The 20,756-nt window shown below is 39.8% G+C and carries 14 protein-coding genes; 8 read left to right on the forward strand and 6 right to left on the reverse strand.

Features of this window, described 5'->3' with window-relative positions:
* Positions 1-680 precede the first annotated feature (680 nt).
* Together ACK1I8_RS04945 and ACK1I8_RS04950 are read left to right on the forward strand one after the other, a co-directional pair.
* Positions 681-4,064, forward strand: a complete 3,384-nt coding sequence (locus ACK1I8_RS04945) for a TonB-dependent receptor domain-containing protein (RefSeq protein ID WP_412468230.1) — start codon at positions 681-683, stop codon at positions 4,062-4,064.
* 129 nt (positions 4,065-4,193) lie between these two features.
* Positions 4,194-4,475, forward strand: coding sequence for a hypothetical protein (locus ACK1I8_RS04950; protein ID WP_412468231.1), 282 nt, complete (start codon positions 4,194-4,196; stop codon positions 4,473-4,475).
* Positions 4,476-4,543: 68 nt separating this feature from the next.
* Here ACK1I8_RS04950 and ACK1I8_RS04955 read toward each other — a convergent pair whose 3' ends face one another.
* From ACK1I8_RS04955 to ACK1I8_RS04965, 3 genes are all read right to left on the reverse strand, one after another.
* Positions 4,544-4,939, reverse strand: a complete 396-nt coding sequence (locus ACK1I8_RS04955) for a c-type cytochrome (protein WP_412468232.1) — start codon at positions 4,937-4,939, stop codon at positions 4,544-4,546.
* 167 nt (positions 4,940-5,106) lie between these two features.
* A complete protein-coding gene (locus ACK1I8_RS04960) occupies positions 5,107-6,288 on the reverse strand; it encodes an AIR synthase related protein (RefSeq protein WP_412468233.1) in 1,182 nt (393 codons plus the stop codon).
* A gap of 653 nt (positions 6,289-6,941) precedes the next feature.
* Complete coding sequence (locus ACK1I8_RS04965; RefSeq protein WP_412468234.1) at positions 6,942-9,116, reverse strand: glutamine synthetase III; 2,175 nt, start codon at positions 9,114-9,116, stop codon at positions 6,942-6,944.
* Between the two features lie 202 nt (positions 9,117-9,318).
* On the opposite strand from ACK1I8_RS04965, the gene ACK1I8_RS04970 reads away from it, so the two are divergent.
* Together ACK1I8_RS04970 and ACK1I8_RS04975 are read left to right on the forward strand one after the other, a co-directional pair.
* The gene (locus ACK1I8_RS04970) at positions 9,319-10,167 is read left to right on the forward strand and encodes an energy transducer TonB (RefSeq protein ID WP_412468235.1); all 849 of its coding nucleotides are present in this window, start codon (positions 9,319-9,321) and stop codon (positions 10,165-10,167) included.
* Positions 10,168-10,184: 17 nt separating this feature from the next.
* Positions 10,185-10,535 (forward strand): hypothetical protein, encoded by a 351-nt coding sequence (locus ACK1I8_RS04975; RefSeq protein ID WP_412468236.1) that lies wholly within the window; start codon positions 10,185-10,187, stop codon positions 10,533-10,535.
* A gap of 1,102 nt (positions 10,536-11,637) precedes the next feature.
* On the opposite strand, the gene ACK1I8_RS04980 is transcribed toward ACK1I8_RS04975, so the two are convergent.
* Both ACK1I8_RS04980 and purL read right to left on the reverse strand, forming a co-directional pair.
* The gene (locus ACK1I8_RS04980) at positions 11,638-13,113 is read right to left on the reverse strand and encodes a TlpA family protein disulfide reductase (RefSeq protein ID WP_412468237.1); all 1,476 of its coding nucleotides are present in this window, start codon (positions 13,111-13,113) and stop codon (positions 11,638-11,640) included.
* 304 nt (positions 13,114-13,417) lie between these two features.
* Entirely contained in the window at positions 13,418-17,101 is a 3,684-nt protein-coding gene (purL, locus tag ACK1I8_RS04985) for a phosphoribosylformylglycinamidine synthase (protein WP_412468238.1), read from the reverse strand.
* A 183-nt stretch (positions 17,102-17,284) separates the two neighbouring features.
* Between purL and ACK1I8_RS04990 the strand changes: the two genes are divergently transcribed.
* The 4 genes from ACK1I8_RS04990 to fbp all read left to right on the forward strand — a co-directional run bounded on the left by ACK1I8_RS04990 (position 17,285) and on the right by fbp (position 20,127).
* Positions 17,285-17,665 carry a VOC family protein gene (locus ACK1I8_RS04990; RefSeq protein ID WP_412468239.1) on the forward strand — a complete coding sequence of 127 codons (381 nt, stop codon included), beginning with the start codon at positions 17,285-17,287 and terminating at the stop codon, positions 17,663-17,665.
* A 1-nt stretch (position 17,666) separates the two neighbouring features.
* A complete protein-coding gene (locus ACK1I8_RS04995; RefSeq protein ID WP_412468240.1) occupies positions 17,667-18,368 on the forward strand; it encodes a tRNA1(Val) (adenine(37)-N6)-methyltransferase in 702 nt (233 codons plus the stop codon).
* Between the two features lie 168 nt (positions 18,369-18,536).
* Positions 18,537-19,028: a metallophosphoesterase family protein gene (locus ACK1I8_RS05000; protein ID WP_412468241.1), complete on the forward strand. Its 492-nt coding sequence runs from the start codon at positions 18,537-18,539 to the stop codon at positions 19,026-19,028.
* Positions 19,029-19,047: 19 nt separating this feature from the next.
* Positions 19,048-20,127: a class 1 fructose-bisphosphatase gene (gene fbp, locus ACK1I8_RS05005; protein WP_412468242.1), complete on the forward strand. Its 1,080-nt coding sequence runs from the start codon at positions 19,048-19,050 to the stop codon at positions 20,125-20,127.
* A gap of 2 nt (positions 20,128-20,129) precedes the next feature.
* Here fbp and ACK1I8_RS05010 read toward each other — a convergent pair whose 3' ends face one another.
* Positions 20,130-20,756, reverse strand: a complete 627-nt coding sequence (locus tag ACK1I8_RS05010) for a TetR/AcrR family transcriptional regulator (RefSeq protein ID WP_412468243.1) — start codon at positions 20,754-20,756, stop codon at positions 20,130-20,132.

Below are 20,756 nucleotides of genomic sequence, written 5' to 3' on the forward strand. Positions count from 1 at the left end.
TTAATTTGTTATTTATCTTTCAGATGGAGTTTGCCATTACATCATGAATATTAATTGTAGGCTGTAATTCCGTTCTGCTTAAAGATATTTGTTTCTTAATGTTCTGTATTTATAAGTGATGTAGGTAATCTGTATATTTCAATCTTAATCCCTGACCTGAACTTTAACATTACCAAAAATTAACGGAGACTGCTCCGTTAACCATCGTCCAAAACTAAAAAAAAAATGTCAATTGGCTAAGTCAATATGCAGATCGCTGTTAAAATTTACAATGGTTGAATATTGTTTGGGTTTCCCGCCAAAAAATGAAATCTAAAATTATGTCAATTTGCAAAATTATATATGGAAAAGCAGATTAAAAGTTGAATAATATCGATGTTATTGTTCAAAAAATAATTGTTGATATGTATTATTAGAAAAATACCAATGTTAATTTAATTTTTATGTTGAAATAATAAGCAATTATTGGTTTTGTTGTTAAAAATTTAGTTTTCCAATCAATGTGTTGATAAACTGAAAGTTGTAATTAGTACCTGATGTGTTAAATGTTGAAAAATTATGGCCGACTTAATAATTATTTAACATTGAATGTTAAAATGTGTTAAATTTTATTAGGACATTTGCAGCTATAAAATCCCTTTGAATTATCATTTTAAAAAAAAACATTTAAAAATCAAAGTATGAAGAAATCTTTACTTTTAAGATTAGTACTGGTTATTGTTGCATTCGTAGGTATTACTTTTGGTGCGGATGCACAGGTAACCACATCATCAATGACGGGAACAATTAAGGATGCCAAAGGCGCTTTGCCTGGTGCTAGTGTTAAAGCGACCCACACACCTACGGGGACTGTTTATTCTGTTTCTACAAACAATGACGGTCGTTTCACCATCGGTGGAATGCGGGTTGGTGGTCCTTATACCATCGAGGTTAGTTTTGTTGGTTACAGGCCTGAAAAACAAACTGAAGTTTATTTGAAATTAGGTGAACCTTATGTTCTAAATTTAACGCTAACCGATAACAGCTCAACTTTAGCAGAAGTTAAGGTAGTGGGTCAAAGTGCAAGTGCCATTTTGAATTCTAATAAAAATGGAACTTCAACAGTCATCAATAAAGATCAGATTCAGTCTTTACCAACTATTTCACGTAGTGTTAACGATTTAACACGTTTAACACCGCAGGCTAATGGTACGGCGATTGGTGGTGGTAACTATCGTTCTAATAACTTTACGGTAGACGGTGCTAACTTTAACAACCAATTTGGTATTGGTCAGAACATTCCAGCTGGTGGTTCACCAATATCAATTGATGCATTGGAGCAAATTTCGATCAATGTAACGCCTTATGATGCTCGTCAAACTGGTTTCACCGGAGGTTCTGTTACTGCTGTGACGCGTTCTGGTACCAATAATTTTTCAGGTAATGCTTTTTATACTATGCGTGGAGAGGAGCAGCAAGGAAAAAGAATTGGCGAAACTTATAGAATTCCTGTTTTACAGAAATTGGATGAGAAAAATTATGGTTTTAGCTTGGGCGGTCCCATTGTAAAAGATAAATTGTTTTTCTTTGTTAACTACGAAAAGAAACATACCATTCAGCCTGGTACTCAACGTGTAGCTGCAACCGCAGCAGTGCCTTATAGTTCTGCTAATCCAAATACCGTGCAGGCTACGGAAGGCTTTTTAAACCAGGTAAGTTCTTACCTTCTATCAAGATATAATTATGTGACCGGTCCTTACCAAGGTTATTCAAATATCAGCGACAATGAAAAAATGTTTGCTCGATTAGATTGGAATATTACTAAGAACCATCGTTTCAGTGTACGTTATAATCAGGTTGAAAGTAAAACTCCTGCTTCTGCTAGTACATCAACCGGTGGTTCACCAATTGGAACAGTTACTGGTTATTCATATTTGAATTCTAGATCTGGAACCCTTAGAAATGCTGGTTTACCTTTCGCAAATACCAATTACTATCAAGCAGCAAATTTATATTCTGGCGTTGCTGAGTTAAATTCCAATTTTGGCAGCAAAGTAACTAATGTTTTAAGGGCTACTTATTCTCATCAAAACGATCCCCGAACTACAGATGGATCTCCATTTCCTTTAGTTGACATCCTTGATGGTACCGGGACAAGCGCAAACTTAGGTAATGTTTTAACATCTTTTGGTTACGAACCATTTTCTTATGGCAATTTAAGAGATGTAAGTTCTTATACCTATAGTGATGATTTAAGTTTAGCTTTAGGTAAACACAACTTAACTTTAGGTGTTCAGGCGGAATACAGCACGACCAAAAATGGCTTTCAACGTTTCGGAACAGGTTTTTATACCTTTAGATCATGGAATGATTTTGTCACAAATCAGAGGCCTGCTCAATACACCGTTACCTATCCTTTAACTGCTGATGGTTCTCAGGCTTATCCAAGCTTTAAGTTCGCGCAATATTCTGCTTATCTTCAAGATGAATTTACTGTTTCAGACCGCTTAAAGTTAACCGCAGGTTTAAGGGTAGAGCGTGCCAGTTATCCTGATGTGACTGAAATTAAAACTCATCCTTTAGTGGCGGGATTAAATTTTGCAGGTCAAAAAGTGGATACAGGAGTTTTACCTGAAAATAAAATTTCTTTCTCACCTCGTTTCGGTTTCAATTGGGATGTGATGGGCGACCGCTCATTCCAAGTACGTGGTGGTACAGGTATTTTTACAGGGCGTATTCCATTTGTTTGGATTGTTTCTCAATCGGGTGATGCTGGTTTATTGCAATATACTCAAAGTTATGTGGGTAACGCAACTCCGTTCTTTAACCCGAGCATTGCTCCTCAATTAACTACCACCGCTCCTCCGGCAGGAAGCTCTATTCCATCTTCTGGAGTTAGTGTGATGGCTCCAAATCTTAAATTTCCACAAACATGGAAATCAAGTTTAGCATTTGATGTTAAACTACCATGGGGAGTAGTTGGAACCATCGAAGGTATTTACGGACGTGATCTTAATGTCGCTTTTGCTAAAAATTTAAATTTGGTTAACCCAGCTATACAAATTACAGGTTACGGGGATACTAGATTATTCTATCCGGCTGCAAATACAGATAAATATTATAATCCTATCAACGCCTCAGGTTTACCAGTTGCGCAAGGAACTCCAAATGGCGGTGCTAATGGTAACATTACAGGATTTAATGCAATTCAGATGACCAATGTTAAAGGTGGTTATAACTGGATGGCTACGGCTCAGTTAACTAAACAGTTTAGAAGTGGTTTATCGGCGATGATCGCTTATACCCGTTCAGATCAACGCAATTACGGTGATCAAAATGGTGACCAGCTAGCTAACTTGTGGTCGTTGCCACAAACTTCTGTTAATCCTAATACTCCTACACTAAGTTATTCAAGTAACTTAAATCCAGATCGTATAGTAGCCAATATTTCATATAGAAAGGCATATTTTGGCAATTTGGCAACATCATTCTCGCTTTTCTATGAAGGAACTCAACAAGGAAGGTTCTCTTATACTTATAATGGAGATTATAATCGTGATGGTGTATCTGGAAACGATCTAATTTATATTCCTAAACAGGGTGAATTTACTGCAAGTGATTTTTCAGCCATACCTGCAAATACCAACGGCTATGCGAGAGCATACAGCGCACAAGAGCAAGCTGATTTATTTGAAGCTTATATCAATCAAGACAAATACTTAAGTCAGCATAGAGGTGAGTATGCAAAACGCAATGGTGGAACTTCTCCTTGGAGAAATCAATTCGACTTTAGGTTAACACAAGAGGTTTTCAAAGATTTTGGAAAAACTAAGAACTCTTTCCAATTCACAGTTGATATTTTTAATGTTGGTAACTTGTTAAACCGTAAATGGGGAAATCAAAACTTTGTAAACAACGCTGCAATTCTTGTTCCTCAAAATATTTCATCAATTGCTGCTGGAACGAAGCCATTATTTAGATTGGCTAATTCATCAGGCGATATTGTTAAAGAAACTTTTGGGACAACTCAAACTATATTATCTACTTATTATATGCAGTTTGGTGTTCGTTATAACTTTAATTAACACTTAAACGGTAATAAATATTAAAGCCCCGATCAAAGCGATCGGGGCTTTTTTTATTTTATAAAAACCATTTCCACCTGAACGCGATTTTATTGTTAGTCTATTTATTTAAAATTAAATTATAAAACAATGAGCGGTTCAAAACAAACCCATAACCATGCCAACATTAGAGCATGGGCTGAAGAACATGGTGGTGTACCTGCTATAGTTGCAGATACAGATAAAAAAAGCGGAGGAGGTGTTTTAAGGATACATTTTCCTAAACATAGCGATAACAAATCCGATTTAAAAGAAACAGATTGGGATACTTTCTTCAAAACTTTTGATGAGCACAAACTTGATTTCCTTTATCAGGAAAAGAAAGCTGATGGAGAAGAAAGTACCTTTCATAAGTTCGTAACGAGAGATTAAAAACAAGAAGCCTGATCTATAAATCAGGCTTCTTGCTTTTAATAGTAAAATTTTACTTGGGTAATTTTTTATTTCGCTGGCTCTATTTTACCGTTATGGCAGGTTATACAGGCGATTTGGGTAATCGTTTTCCCTTCCTTCATGGTATTGTGAAAATATTTTTTATTGATCTTGGCGGTCATACGCATCATTTCGCGGGCAGTTTCCTTTTCAGGTTTTTCATCGCTGGCAAAATCCAGCTTTCTGGGATTGTCTTTCATTGGCGCATGGCAATGGCTGCATCGCACACCTAATGCAAGCTTAAAATCGTCCATTACCTTATCCAGTTCTTCCTTACTGATATTTTTTGGCAACACCTTCAAATTCTTTGCTTTCGGTTCTGGTTCGGGTTTAGGCATAAAGGCACTGAGGATTAATATCAAGCAAGCCATTAAGCCCATTACTATGGTCTTTTTATCATTCATGTTCTGTTAATTGGTATAACTAATATAAATCTTTTTTCAGGTGGAAAATGATTTTTACAGATTGTAATAAATTTATTTCAATCATACTCATAAAAAGAAACCCGTTTAACAAAAAAAGCTTCGGATTTTTTATCCAAAGCCTTTTATATTTAATATGACGAAGATATTTAATGGTAAACAAATGTGCCTTTTTCGCTTTCAATGGTTACCTGTTTCTGATTACCTTTTTCTACGCGGCCAATAATCTGGGCATCGATATTAAAACTTTTTGAGATTTCGATAATCTTCCCGGCAATTTCCTGTGGCACATACAGCTCCATTCTATGTCCCATGTTAAACACTTTGTACATTTCCTTCCAATCGGTACCCGATTGTTCCTGGATCAGCTTAAATAGTGGCGGAACAGGAAATAAATTGTCTTTTATGACATGGATATCATCATTAATGAAGTGAAGCACTTTTGTTTGTGCACCACCGCTGCAGTGTACAATACCACTAATCTGATTGCTGTATTGCTCCAAAATCTGTTTAATTACCGGGGCATAGGTACGGGTAGGAGAAAGTACCAGTTTGCCTACGGTTATTTTACCGTAACCTTCGATTTCGATTTCATCGGTTAATTTTTTGCCACCCGAGAAAACCAGATCAAACGGCACCGCCGGATCGAAGCTTTCCGGGTAGGTATTGGCGATTGATTTTTCGAAAACATCATGACGGGCGGAGGTCAAACCATTCGAGCCCATACCGCCATTGTATTCGGTTTCGTAAGTAGCTTGTCCCGAAGAGGCTAATGCTACAATGACATCGCCAGGTTTAATGTTATCGTTGCTAATAATGTCTTCACGCTTCAAACGACAGGTAACTGTAGAATCGACAATAATGGTACGTACCAAATCGCCCACATCGGCTGTTTCGCCACCTGTTGAATAAATGGATATGCCTTGCGCGCGTAAATCGGCCAGAATTTCTTCTGTACCGTTAATTACCGCTGCAATTACATCGCCCGGAATGAGGTTTTTATTGCGGCCAATGGTTGATGACAAGAGGATATTATCGGTAGCACCAACGCAGATCAGGTCATCAATATTCATGATAATGGCATCCTGCGCAATACCTTTCCAAACCGAAATATCGCCGGTTTCTTTCCAGTAGACATAAGCTAAAGATGATTTGGTGCCGGCACCATCAGCATGCATAATATTACAATATGCCTGATCACCACCTAAAATATCGGGAATGATTTTGCAGAATGCTTTTGGAAAAATTCCTTTATCGATGTTTTTGATGGCATTGTGCACATCTTCTTTTGAGGCAGAAACGCCACGTTGATTGTACCTGTTATCACTCATGTTGCCGCAAAGATAGTTGTTTAAGGTGGAAGGTAAAAGGGGAGAAGATAGAAAGTCTGAAGTCGGGAGTCAGAAGTCCGGAGTCTAAAGTCTAAAGTCGGGAATCGATTGTGCAAAGTAAATAATCAGATGTGGTTTTGGAAGTGAACGGTCGCTTTCCATGGCGGTTTGCTGTCCCGCTTTCTTGCTGCCGTTTTAAAACTGTGGAATAGAAAAAAATAACGGATGAAACGGCATTCGTACATCCGATACCTATCGGCTGGGGCTTAGGGTACAGCGTTTGGTTCGTTTTTTTGGGGGGCTTGCACCGTCTTTTGTTAAATAAACCTGATTGAATGGATGCTGTGGAAGATGAATTTAGTTTAAGAAAAATTTCACAGCAGGAAGGAAAGCAGGACTATCTTAACCGAGGAGCAGGGGTATTGCTTTCTAGAAAATAGACGTAGTTGATTATTATGGACTGTAAGATCCTCCGGTCGGTCGGGTGTATCAGGATGACGATAAGATGGGAGTTTATAGTTTTTAATTACCAGGTTTCAGTTATCGACTTTAATACCAAGGAACCAATGATAAATAAACCAATGAATTAAGAAGCAAAAAAAGGGCGTAAAGTTAAACCTTACGCCCTATACTTAAACCTTATGGCTTAAAATCTATTTCATGAATAATAACTCTCTGAATTTTGGTAAAGGCCAAACGCTATCGTCAACAATTTGCTCTAATTTATCTGCGTGGTAGCGGATGGTATCGAAGTAAGATTTAACCTTCTCATCGTAAGCAATCGCTTTTTCGCGGGTATCTTCCAATTTGTTGGTTACTTTACGTTCTTCCAACATCGCATCGATATTGGTTTTCACGATATCTAAGTGCTCAGATAGTTTTTTAGCAATTTCTAAAGAAGATTTACTTTCTATACCAAGCTCTTTTAATCCTTTAATGTTTTCGATTAATGAGTTTTGATAAGCAATTACAGCAGGAATGATAGATGTATTGGCTACTTCGCCCATTACACGTGCTTCGATCTGTAATTTTTTGTAGAAGTTTTCCAACATGATTTCATGACGGGCATGAATTTCACGTGAACTGTAAATACCGGTTGTTGCAAATAATTCAGCTGATTTTTCAGTCAGATAAGCGTCTAAAGCTTTTGGTGTGGTTTTGATGTTTGATAAACCGCGTGTTGCAGCTTCATCTTCCCACTCCTGGCTATAACCATTACCTTCAAAACGGATTGATTTAGACTCTTTAATGTATTTTTTGATCACTGTTAATAAAGCAATGTCTTTTTTATCACCTTTTTTGATCAATTTATCTACCTCAGCTTTGAATTTAATCAACTGCTCAGCCATAATCGCGTTCAAGATCGTCATCGGAGCAGAAGAGTTTGCAGAAGAACCTACCGCTCTTAACTCAAATTTGTTACCGGTAAAGGCGAAAGGAGAAGTACGGTTACGGTCGGTATTATCCAATAAAATCTGAGGGATTTTAGGGATACCTAACCAAAGCGCGTTATCTTCTTTGATTTTTTTGCTGATACGTGAGTGTTCAATCTCATCTAATACATCGTTCAATTGTGAACCCAGGAAGATAGAGATAATGGCTGGTGGCGCTTCGTTGGCACCTAAACGGTGATCATTGCTTACCGATGCAATACTTGCACGTAATAAATCGGCATGCTCGCTCACTGCTTTAATGGTGTTCACAAAGAAAGCAAGGAACATTAAGTTGTTTTTTGGCGTTTTACCAGGTGCCAATAAGTTTTTCCCGGTATCGGTAATTAACGACCAGTTGTTGTGTTTACCTGATCCGTTGATACCTGCATATGGTTTTTCGTGTAATAAAACACGGAAGTGGTGACGACGGGCAACTTTTTCCATCAAATCCATCAGCAATTGATTGTGATCGATAGCTAAGTTGATTTCTTCATAAATCGGTGCGCACTCAAATTGAGAAGGGGCAACCTCATTGTGACGGGTTTTTAAAGGAATACCTAATTTCAGGGCTTCGTTTTCGAAATCTACCATGAAAGTGAATACACGCTCAGGGATAGAACCGAAATAGTGATCTTCTAATTGCTGACCTTTGGCAGACATGTGTCCGAATAAAGCACGACCGGTTAACAATAAATCCGGGCGGGCATTAAATAACGACTCATCAACAAGGAAATATTCTTGCTCAATACCTAAAGAAGCATTTACTTTAGTGATGCTTTTATCGAAATACTGGCATACATCAACGGCAGCTTTATCTAACGCAGCTAATGCTTTTAATAAAGGTGCTTTATAATCTAAGGCCTCGCCTGTATAAGATACGAAAACGGTAGGAATGCAAAGGGTTTTACCTGCTTTACTTTCCATAATGAAGGCTGGAGATGAAGGATCCCAAGCCGTATAACCACGTGCTTCGAAAGTATTACGGATACCACCGTTAGGGAAACTCGATGCATCTGGTTCTTGCTGAACTAAAGCGCTACCTGAAAATTTTTCGATTGCACCTTCACCGCTAGGCTCAAAAAACGAATCGTGTTTTTCGGCTGTAGTACCGGTTAAAGGCTGGAACCAGTGTGTGTAGTGGGTTGCTCCGGCAGCCATTGCCCATGATTTCATGGCAGTAGCAATCTGGTTCGCGTCGTCTGCATTAATTAACTCACCTTGGTTGATAGATGAAATTAATTTCTCATACACGTCTTTAGATAAGAAATCTCTCATTTTTTTCTTATCAAATACATTAGCGCCAAAAAAGTCAGAAATTTTATTAGAAGGAGATTTAACTTCAGGTGAAATTCTGTTTTGAGCCTCTTTTAATGCGATGGTTCTTAAGCTTTTCATTAATTCGTTATGTTTTTTGTCAAAAATAGCATATTTTATCAATTCAAATAAAATAATAGCAAAATTTATAGCAATTTTATTGAAAATGAAATAAAAAAATGTTTTTCGGAAGGAAAATTTCATTTTTTGCAATAAAAATAGATTTTTTGGTAGCGTTATGGAATTGCAGATTTTGTTGCATCATGGTATAAAAATGAAAGCTATGTTCAACTCTTCAATTAACGTATACAAGACCGAGTGGCTCGATCTTGTATTTGCAGACCGCAACAAAAACTACGGCGCTTATGATTTAAGATCCAAATCATCGTCGATTATGACCAGGGTGCTTTTTATATCCGGTAGTTTATTTGTGCTCGCCTGTTTCTCCCCTTTAATTTATAATAAGTTGGTCCCTAAAGAAAATGTGGTTGAAGAAAAAGCCAAGGTTATTGATTTAACTCAGGTGATCCACCAAATGAAACCAAAAACGCCTGAACCGGAGAAAAAGATTGAACCTGCAAAAGCTGATCCGGTTAAGGTGAAAACAATTGCGCTTCCATCACAGGTGGTTGTGGTAAATAAAGTAGATCTTCCCGATCCGCCAACCATTAAAGAAATTGAAAATGCAGTGATCAGCGATCAAACACAAGATGGTGTTGTTGCACCTAATCTGGTCATCAGCGATAATAAAGGCAGTGGAGATGGTACAGGTACAGCCCAAAATGGCGAGGGTACCGGCGATCCGAGTGCGGTTATCGATCTGGGCGGAGTGGATGAATACCCGGAATTTAACGGGGGTGCAAAAGCCTGGTCTAAATATATGGAGCGTAACCTGAGGTATCCGTATCAGGCACAGGAAGATGGGATACAGGGTAAAGTATTTGTGAGCTTTGTGGTGGAGAGAGATGGTTCGGTTACCGATGTTAAAGTGCTGAGGGGGCTGGGTTATGGCTGTGACGAAGAAGCCATCAAAGTGATCAAAAAATCACCGCTGTGGAAACCTGGCAAAAACAAAGGTGTTCCGGTAAGGGTGAGGTATAATATGGCGATTAATTTTCAGATTGCTAATTAAATTTAATTGCGATATCCATGAAAAAGTATGCTTTAATTTGGTTAACGCTATGTTTGATTTCTGGACACTTAAGTGCGAAACCATTTTTAATTGCTGATGGTATTAAAACAGAAAGCGTTAAACAGGCCAATGCCGATATTAAAAATGGCAGGCTTAAATTCCTGATTCGGGGCGGGATTGTAGCCACCCGTGTTAAAGGGCAAGAGCTGTTTGAGCAAAAATACGGCGTGGTGTATTATGATTTTGGTTGTGTAGGGCCTTCAGCCATCAGGATTGAAGATTACAATAAAGTAGTCGCCTCTTTTATGGACAAAAAATATGGTAAGGGCTGGAGAAGAGAAGTGAGAAAGGATGTGCAGGGGATATGAAGAGATGAATGATGTTGGATGGAAAATGGATGACGGGAAATTACAATAAAGAGATTGAAAATGGTGATGGTTATCCTTCCATCTTACCCTGTACCATCTTCAACTATTAACGCTCTTGGTTTTTAGGTAGATGTAGGGTTAGGTAAAACGGTTTGGGCATTGCTCAGGCCGTTTTTTTTGTTCGCCTTGCTGCCGATAATATCCGGATATATACATCCTGATCATCTTTTGGAAAGCAGATACAGTGCTTTTCGGTTCCGGTTGCCCCGCCCTTTGTTTCAAATCCTCGCCCTCGTGCCTCTGGCTGCGGGTTTTCCACTTCGGTCGGGTTTAGTTGGCGTGGCTGGTAACCGTATTCATGGTATATCGCCAACGCACAAACAGGTTTTGTATCAGCTAACCGGCTTTTGTTCAATAAACCCGACAGAGCGGTTAGCCCGCAGTGGAGTGCAGCGAAACGAGGACTATGAGCGATGGCGGGAGTACAGTTGCGATGAAAAGCAAAACGCTCATTTCCTAATAAAAAAAATAGGATTTAGTGTTAGCAGATGATCTCCAGATTTTTATCAGTATTGAGCATCTTTGGGCCTAATCATCTTTTGGAAAGCAGATACAATGCTTTTCGGTTCGGATTGCCCCGCCCTTTGTTTCAAATCCTCGCCCTCGTGCCGTTGGCTGCGGGTTTTCCACTTCGGTCGGGTTTAGGTGGCGTGGCTGGTAACCGTATTCATGGTATATCGCGAACGCATAAACAGGTTTTGTATCAGCTAACCGGCGTTTGTTCAATAAACCCGACAGAGCGGTTAGCCCGCAGTGGAGTACACCGAAACGAGGACTATGAGCGATGGCGGGAGTACAGTTGCGATGAAAAGCAAAACGCTCATTTCCTAATAAAAAAAAATAGGAGTTAGTGTTAGCAGATGATTTCCAGATTTTTATCAGTATTGAGCATCTTCGAGCCTGATCATCTTTTGGAAAGCAGATACAGTGCTTTTCGGTTCCGGTTGCCCCGCCCTTTGTTTCAAATCCTCGCCCTCGTGCCGCTGGCTCCGGGTTTTCCACTTCGGTCGGGTTTAGGTGGCAGGGCAGGTAATGGACGAAGTTAAAGTTTTAACGCTTGTAGCTGTTCTGCAAGTGCCGGGTCTGATGGCCGTTTGGCATTATTGTCAACAATTAAACCATCAGCATCAATCAAAATAAACCTCGGAATTGAATTTACTCCAAATTTTTTAATAAAATCAGATTCAAAATCCTGATCAGCCATTAGCTGAATACCTGATAAATTATTTTTTGCGACGAAATTTAACCAATCCTCCTTTTGCGCCTTCTTATCCACAGAAATGCTAACAAAATAAATGTTCTTATTCCTGTATTTTTCCTCCAGCTTTTTTAGTTCAGGTATCTGTGCGATACAAGGTGCGCACCATGTTGCCCAAATATCGATGTAAACGTATTTTCCTTTAAGGCTCTTTAAACTGACCATGTTGCCGGTGGAAGATATAAAGTTAAAATCTGGTGCCTGAACATGGTTTACGGTGGCTACCAAGTTTTGGTAACTGGAAGTTATCTCGGAAATATATTTTTGGTTTTTTGAATTCTTTACGAACGAATCATATATAAAGGTAACTTCAGCGGGCTGTTTTGCTTTTCTGATAGCCCCATTGCTATAGATATATGTGAAATATTCTTTTATGAAAGTGTTATTTATTAAATTATTAGTGATTTTTAATTTAATAAGATCACCATTTTTTATTGAGTCCCTGATATTTTGATACGCTGGCTGGGTGGACAGGTAATCGATCCGATAGCTGATCATCGTTTTGTAGTAGTTTGAGTTTTTATAAAATATTTCATTGTTTACATCCCAGCCATCATAAATAGTTTTGTTTAATAATTCTTTTTCTTCAGCAGATAACCTTTTAGAGAATTGAGCTTGGTAAGCAGCAAAAAGGTCTTTTTTATAATTCTCGTTGCGTTCTGCAATTGGAATAGTCAGCACTTTTCTCAAAGTAGCCATTCTTGACGAGTCCAGGCCGTAAAATCTTGAGTAAGCATACAGTACGTATCTCTTGCTAAAAGCCGCTTCTGACCGAATAAAGTCTTTAAAAAATTTATTATTCGATTTTTCTGATTTTGTACTGATCACTTGAACGTAGTCATCAAGCATTGGTATAAAAGTAGCTGGTTCGGTTATCAAATATTTAAAATTAACATCATAGCCCGGATTGCCTAAAAAGGTTTGCAGTCTTTTTCTTAAGTCTGTCAGAATATTATTTTCCAGGGCACCATCACCTTTTATCTGATACCTTTCATCAACGAAATCGACGGTGGTTTTGTACGCCGGGGCCAGAAAGATTTCCCCCATGTCGCCAAAATTATAGATGCCAGGCTGCAGGTTGCTTATATCCAAATTGAAATAGCCATTTTTATCGCCTTTTATTTTTAGATTGACGCCTGCCTTGTTGCTTAAAGTCCATGCCGTATCAGCGAGCGATGGGATTTTACCCTGTAGTTGTGCATTTGTTTTGAAGGCAATCAGTACCAGCAAAAACAGAATAGTTTTCCTTAGATTTTTCATTAACTAAAAATTTAGTTAAATATACAAAATAACTAATTAAATAGTTTTATTTATGAAAAATATTTGAAGCAAACGGACTATTTATGGTTTGATCAACAATAGACACGAGGTCTGTAAAGACTAAACTCCGCTTATTTATACCCGGCGATCAGTACTTTTAAATTTCAAGGGTTTAGCTGTGAGATGTATTTTATGGTCTCCGATTTGCTGAGACCATTTGAAATGGAAGTAGTTTTAACATCGCAAAAAAAATGGATGACGGTTTTTTAATTCCATCATCCATTTTATATCTTCCATCCAAATATTACCCTTGGTTTTCAATCCATTTACGGGCATTTACAAAGGCTTCCATCCATGGCGAAACTTCGTCTTTACGGCCTGCCGGATAATTTGCCCAGTGCCATTGGAACAATGAACGCTCAATATGTGGCATCATCACCAGGTGACGGCCGGTTTCATCGCATAACATGGCGGTGTTGTAGTCAGAACCGTTAGGGCTGGCCGGATAGGTTTCGTAAGCGTATTTGGCTACAATTTTGTATTGATCTTCTGCATAAGGTAAGGAGAATCGTCCTTCACCGTGCGATACCCAAACCCCTAAAGTGCTGCCGGCGAGACTCGATAACATCACCGAATTATTTTCCTGTAGGGTTAGTGAAGTGAAAATGCTTTCGTGTTTGCCACTTTTGTTGTGTAGCATTTTAGGTTTATCAGCGTGATTTTTATTAATTAAGCCCAGCTCGACAAATAGCTGACATCCATTGCAAATCCCTACTGATAAAGTATCCGGGCGGGCGAAGAATTTTTCTAAAGCAATTCTCGCTTTCTCGTTATATAAAAATGCACCTGCCCAACCTTTTGCCGATCCTAAAACATCAGAGTTAGAGAACCCACCCACCGCACCGATCAACCGGATATCTTCCAAAGTCTCTCTGCCGGTAATTAAATCGGTCATGTGTACATCTTTTACATCAAAGCCGGCTAAATACATGGCGTTTGCCAGTTCCCGCTCAGAATTACTTCCTTTTTCGCGGATGATAGCTGCTTTTGGTCTTGGTTTGGTTTCGTCGATTACCGGTTTTTTACCATCAAAAGTAAGCGGGAAACTGTAATTTAAAACGTGGTTTTTATAATTATCGTAACGCTCTTTGGCTAACCCGTTACCGGTTTGTCTGCTATCTAACAAGTACGAAGTTTTAAACCAAACATCGCGTAGATGGTCGATATCAAAACTAAAGCTGTCGCCAGCATTTTTGACTTCAAGCGTAGCTGAAGGGGTTACTGTACCGATTTTATGGAAAATAACGCCATTTTCGGTCAATGTAGCTTCAACAGCAGCATCAGCCTGGAAAACAATGGCAATATTCTCGGCAAAAAGCAATTTTAGGCTATCCTGCTCTGCCAAGGCCGATAAGTCGAGTTGAGCACCTAAATCGCGGTCGGCAAAACACATTTCCAGCAGGGTTGTAATTAAACCACCGCTACCAATATCGTGTCCGGCCTGGATCTGGCCTGCTTTAATTAATTGTTGTAAGGTATTGAATGCCTTTTTAAACTGTGCTGCATCTTTTACGTCGGGTGTTTCGGTACCTACCTTATTTAAAATCTGTGCGAAAGATGAACCGCCTAATTTATAGCTGTCGTTTGATAAGTTGATGTAGTAAATGGCACCACCATCTTTTTGTAATACCGGCTCCACTACCTTGGTGATATCATCACAGTTGGCGCCAGCAGAAATGATCACTGTTCCGGGAGCAATCACATCGCCGTTGGCATATTTCTGTTTCATCGATAAGGAATCTTTCCCGGTTGGAATATTAATGCCCAAGTCGATTGCAAAATCAGAACAAGCTTTTACGGCTGAATATAACCTTGCATCTTCGCCTTCATTTTTACAGGCCCACATCCAGTTGGCAGAAAGTGAAACACTTTTCAAGCCATCTTTTAAAGGTGCCCATACGATGTTAGAAAGTGATTCGGCTATGGCGTTACGACTACCTGCAGCCGGATCTATCAGTGCTGAAACTGGCGAATGGCCAACCGAAGTGGCAATACCTTCTTTACCCTGAAAATCTAATGCCATTACACCGCAGTTGTTTAACGGCAATTGTAACGGACCCGCGCACTGTTGCTTGGCTACGCGGCCACCCACACAACGGTCTACTTTATTGGTTAACCAATCTTTAGCAGCTACGGCTTCTAATTGAAGCAATTGTTCCAAATAAGTATTCAACTGGCTGGCATCGTAATTCAGCTCGCTATATTTACGGTCTACCGTATGATCTTCCATTACAATTTTCGGTGAGCTGCCAAACATGGCTGCCAACTCCAAATCCATGGGTTTTAAACCGCTATTGGCCGATTTAAAAGTGAAACGGTGGTCGCCGGTAACTTTGCCAACGGTATACATCGGTGAACGCTCGCGGTCGGCAATTTTTTGAAGGGTCTCGATATGCTCGTTACCGATTACCAATCCCATTCTTTCCTGCGATTCGTTACCGATAATTTCTTTGGCCGAAAGGGTAGGGTCGCCTACCGGAAGTTTATCCAGATTAATCAAACCACCGGTTTCTTCAACCAGTTCTGATAAACAGTTTAAGTGACCACCTGCACCATGATCGTGAATGGAGATAATCGGGTTGTGATCGCTTTCTACCAAACCACGAACGGCATTTGCCGCACGTTTTTGCATTTCAGGGTTCGAACGCTGAATGGCATTTAACTCAATGCCGCTTCCGTGCTGCCCTGTATCAGCGGACGAAACTGCTGCACCACCCATTCCAATTCTATAATTTTCGCCACCTAAGATCACGATATTATCACCTTCCTGTGGTTTAAGCTTCTGCGCCTGGCTGGCTTTGCCATAACCAATACCGCCGGCCAACATAATTACCTTATCAAACCCCAGGGTGCGGTTATCTTCTTCGTGTTCGAAAGTTAAAACCGAACCGGTAATGAGCGGCTGACCAAATTTATTACCGAAATCTGTAGCACCGTTTGATGCTTTGATCAGGATATCCATTGGCGTTTGGTACAGCCATTGTCTTTCTTCCACACCTTGTTCCCAGGGGCGGTTTTCTTCCAGACGGGAAAGGGCAGTCATATAAACTGCCGTTCCGGCCAAAGGTAAAGATCCCTGGCCACCCGCCAAACGGTCTCTGATTTCGCCACCTGATCCTGTTGCAGCACCGTTGAAAGGTTCAACAGTAGTTGGAAAATTATGTGTTTCTGCTTTTAAAGAAATTACCGAATCGAAATCACTTAAGGCATAAAAATCAGGCTGATCGGCACGTTTTGGTGCAAACTGCTGTACTTTAGGCCCTTTAATAAAAGCGACATTATCTTTATAGGCTGAAACAATATCGTTCGGGTTTTCTTCAGAAGTTTTCCGGATCAGCTTAAATAATGAAGTAGGCTGCTCTACACCATCAATTACAAATTTTCCGTTAAAGATTTTATGGCGACAGTGTTCTGAGTTGACCTGCGAGAAGCCAAAAACTTCTGAATCAGTTAATGGTCTTTCTAATTTTTGCGCTAGAGTATTTAAATAGTCAACTTCTTCATCACTTAAAGAGAGTCCTTCCTGTTTATTATAAGCGGCAATATCCGTAATTTCTAAAATTGGTTCAGGCTTGATGTTGATGGTATAAATATCCTGGTCAATTTTATCATATTTTTGAGAAAGCATCGGGTCGTAATCTGAAAAGGCTTCGTCAACCTGTTTAAATTCTTCGATCCTGATGATGCCCTGCATGTCCATATTCTGGGTGATTTCTACTGCATTGGTACTCCAAGGGGTGATCATAGCTGCCCTCGGACCTACAAAAAAGCCCTTTAGCGCTGTTTCCTGCGAGATTTTGGCCCCACCAAATAACCATTCGAGTTTAGTAATATCAGTTGTAGAAAGCGTTTTGTCTGTTTGTAAAACAAAAATCGTCTGCGATTGCCCTTCGACAGGCTCAGGATAACTAGAGAAGAAATGAATCATGCTTTTTTTTTGAAGTCGCAAATTTAGCGTTTTTAAATTTAATGAGTGAAGGAATGAAGGATTGAATGATAGAATTTTGAACGATTTTAAAATAATGGCCGAATGATAGAATTTTGAATTAGAGAATGCAGAACTTTGCGAATCATTCAATAATACACTCATTCTTCAATTCAATCATTACTTATGCTACGAATCCACCACATTGCCATTATATGTTCTGATTACGAAAAATCAAAAGATTTTTATGTAAATAAACTGGGCTTCACGGTGCTTGCTGAGGTTTACCGGGCAGAACGGAAATCGTACAAGCTGGACCTGGCTGTGAATGGCATTTATCAGATCGAACTTTTCTCTTTCGAAAATCCACCGGCAAGGCCATCGCGGCCCGAGGCACAGGGGTTGCGCCATCTTGCCTTCGAGGTAACCGATATGGAGCAGGAGATTGAGCAGTTAAATAAACAGGGGATTATCACCGAACCGATCCGCATTGACGAATTTACGGGTAAGCGTTTTACCTTTTTTGCCGATCCGGACGGTTTACCATTAGAATTGTACGAGGTTTAGCATGAGTATTTTTAAATTCAAGCAGTTTAAGGTCGATCAAGACGGTTGTGCCATGAAAATTAATACCGATGGCGTTTTGATAGGCGCGACTGCCAATCACCATAATCCTAAAAACATCCTGGATATTGGGGCAGGTACAGGTGTGATAGCCCTGATGTTGGCGCAACGTTTTCCTGATGCAAAGATACATGCGGTAGAAATCGATGAACAAGCTGCGAAAACTGCGGAACGGAATTTTCAAGAATCGCCATTCAATCGTCGTTTAAACATTAGCAATATAGCAATTGAACAATATCATTCTCCCGAAAGATTTGATCTGATTGTCTCCAATCCACCTTTTTTTGTGAATGATCTTAAAAATGAAGAGATTCGGAAAGGCATTGCCAGGCATGCCAAAGATGGTTTTTTTAATCTGCTGGTAAAAAAGATCAGTGAGTTATTGACTGCTGATGGCCAGGCCTGGCTGATCCTTCCGGTAAAACAGGCCGATGAGGTGGTTGTACAGGCTGGGTATTATGGAATGGAGTTGCTGGAAAAAATACATGTTCATTCCGATCGTTCTAAAGCTGCTTTCAGGCAGATGATAAGTTTAGGGAAAATTAAAACGGCAATACAGGAAAGTGATTTCTATCTATATCAAGATTTGAAAGTGCATACAGCTGAATATAAAATACTACTTAAAGATTTCTTTTTAGCCTATTGATTTAATGTTGAAATAGATATCAAGATTGTACGTTCAAAATAGGGTATTTTGCCAGGTGATTAAAAGCTTTTTGCAACTATTTTTTGCTCCTATGTAGTTGTTTATTAAATTTTATGCTTTTACTGTGGAGATTATCCTGTAAAATAAACACACCATTAAGTTTGCCTGATGAAAAAAATAGGATTGATTTCAGATACCCATGGTTTTTTAGATGATGCAGTTTTCAAACATTTTGACGACTGTGATGAAATATGGCATGCTGGCGATTTCGGACCCGGCGTTGCGGAGCCGCTGGCTGCATTCAAACCCCTGCGTGGGGTGTATGGAAACATCGATGATGCCGCGATCAGAAACGAATTTCCCGAACACAACCGCTTTAACTGCGAAAATGTACCGGTCTGGATGACACACATCGGAGGTTATCCCGGAAAATATTCAGCTTTGGTAAAGCCGGAAATTTACACTAACCCTCCGAAATTGTTCATTACAGGGCATTCGCATATTTTGAAAGTGATGTTCGATGAAAAGCTAAAATGTTTGCATATAAACCCTGGTGCAGCAGGGAAACAAGGTTGGCACAAAGTACGAACGTTGATCAGATTTTGCATTACTGACGAAAATATTCATACCTTAGCGGTCATAGAATTATCAGGTAGATAATGTAAAATATACACTAAGTATGGTTTGTGGCGTCAAGACATTAGGACAATTTATTATTGAAAAACAGGCGGATTTTCCCTATGCAAAGGGTGAATTATCCAGGCTGCTGCGCGATATTGGCATTGCCGCTAAAATCGTAAACCGGGAAGTAAACAAGGCGGGGCTGGTTGACATTTTAGGAGACGTCGGAAGCACGAATGTGCAGGGAGAAGAACAAAAGAAACTGGATGTTTACGCAAACGAGCAGTTTATTGCTGCCCTGGCCAGTGGTGGGGAATGTTGTCTGGTTGCTACAGAAGAAGAAGATGATGTGATCCACATCGAATCTGCGGTGTCGCAAAATGCAAAATACATTGTCTGCATCGACCCCCTCGACGGTTCATCCAATACGGATGTAAATGTTGCGGTGGGTACCATCTTTTCGATTTACAGACGCAAATCGACGGAAGGCCGGGCAAACCTGGACGATGTGTTGCAGAAGGGCACCGCCCAGGTGGCCGCTGGTTACATCATCTATGGTTCGTCGACCATGCTCGTGTACACCACAGGCAAAGGCGTAAACGGTTTTACGCTGGATCCATCGATAGGGGAGTTTTGTCTGTCGCACCCTGAAATGAAAATGCCCGAAACAGGTTACCTGTACTCTATCAATGAGGGAAATTATGTGCATTTTCCGGATGGCGTAAAGAAGTACCTCAAATACTGCCAGGTAGAAGATGATGCTACCCGGCGTCCTTATACTTCACGGTATATTGGTTCGATGGTGGGCGACATCCACCGGAACCTCATCAAAGGCGGAATTTATATATACCCGACCACCTCCAGGTCGCCAAAGGGTAAACTAAGGCTTTTGTATGAGTGCAACCCCATGGCCCTGATCATTGAACAGGCGGGGGGAAAGGCCTCAACAGGCTTTGAACGCATCCTCGACATTAATCCTACCGAACTGCACCAGCGGGTACCCATTTTTATTGGTTCTAAAAATATGGTGGAAAAAGCGGAGGAAATGATGCGGTTATATACTGTCGTACCGCAAGCTGATGTGGAAAGTATTGAGGCAAAACTGGAAGGCCTCGGCATTATCAGTGGAATAGATTGATTTTAATGATTGGCGACCAACATCGCATCAGCTATTGTACCTAAAGTAGCTAATGTACGTTCAAGGAGTTTTTCATCCGCATGTTTTTCCGGAATTCCCTCGCTAACCAAGGCGCCAGCCAGCTGGTGATTATTAAGAATCGTGGCCGCAATGGTACCTGATATCACAGTATAAAACATGAATACATCTATCTCTTTTTTAAAGTGTCCTTTTTGTTGACCTGTATTGATAATTGCCTGGATATGATTGAAAATACTAACCCTCAGTTTATAAAAGTCTTTAAGTAAATCATCTGCCGCATTTGAGGTTTCGAGCTGGATCAGCAGTTTGTGGAAATCCTTAAATTTGAATGCTTTATTCACAAATGTATCCAATATCTGGCATATTTGCTCAAAAGGGGTGTTATTCTGGTATACCTTATTGAGCAGTAGTTTTTCCAGATCTGCAGTCCGGTAATTTATAATCGCACGCAGGAGATTTTCCTTGGAATTAAAATAATAGTTTACCATTGATGAGTTGCTGCACACTTTTTTGGCGATATCGCGGATGCCGGTTAGCTGATATCCATTATCTGCAAAGAGTGCCTCTGCTTTCTCTATCATTTCGATTTGTTTCTCCTTTAACATCAT

Source organism: Pedobacter sp. KLB.chiD (genome assembly GCF_047040275.1).
GTDB lineage: Bacteria > Bacteroidota > Bacteroidia > Sphingobacteriales > Sphingobacteriaceae > Pedobacter.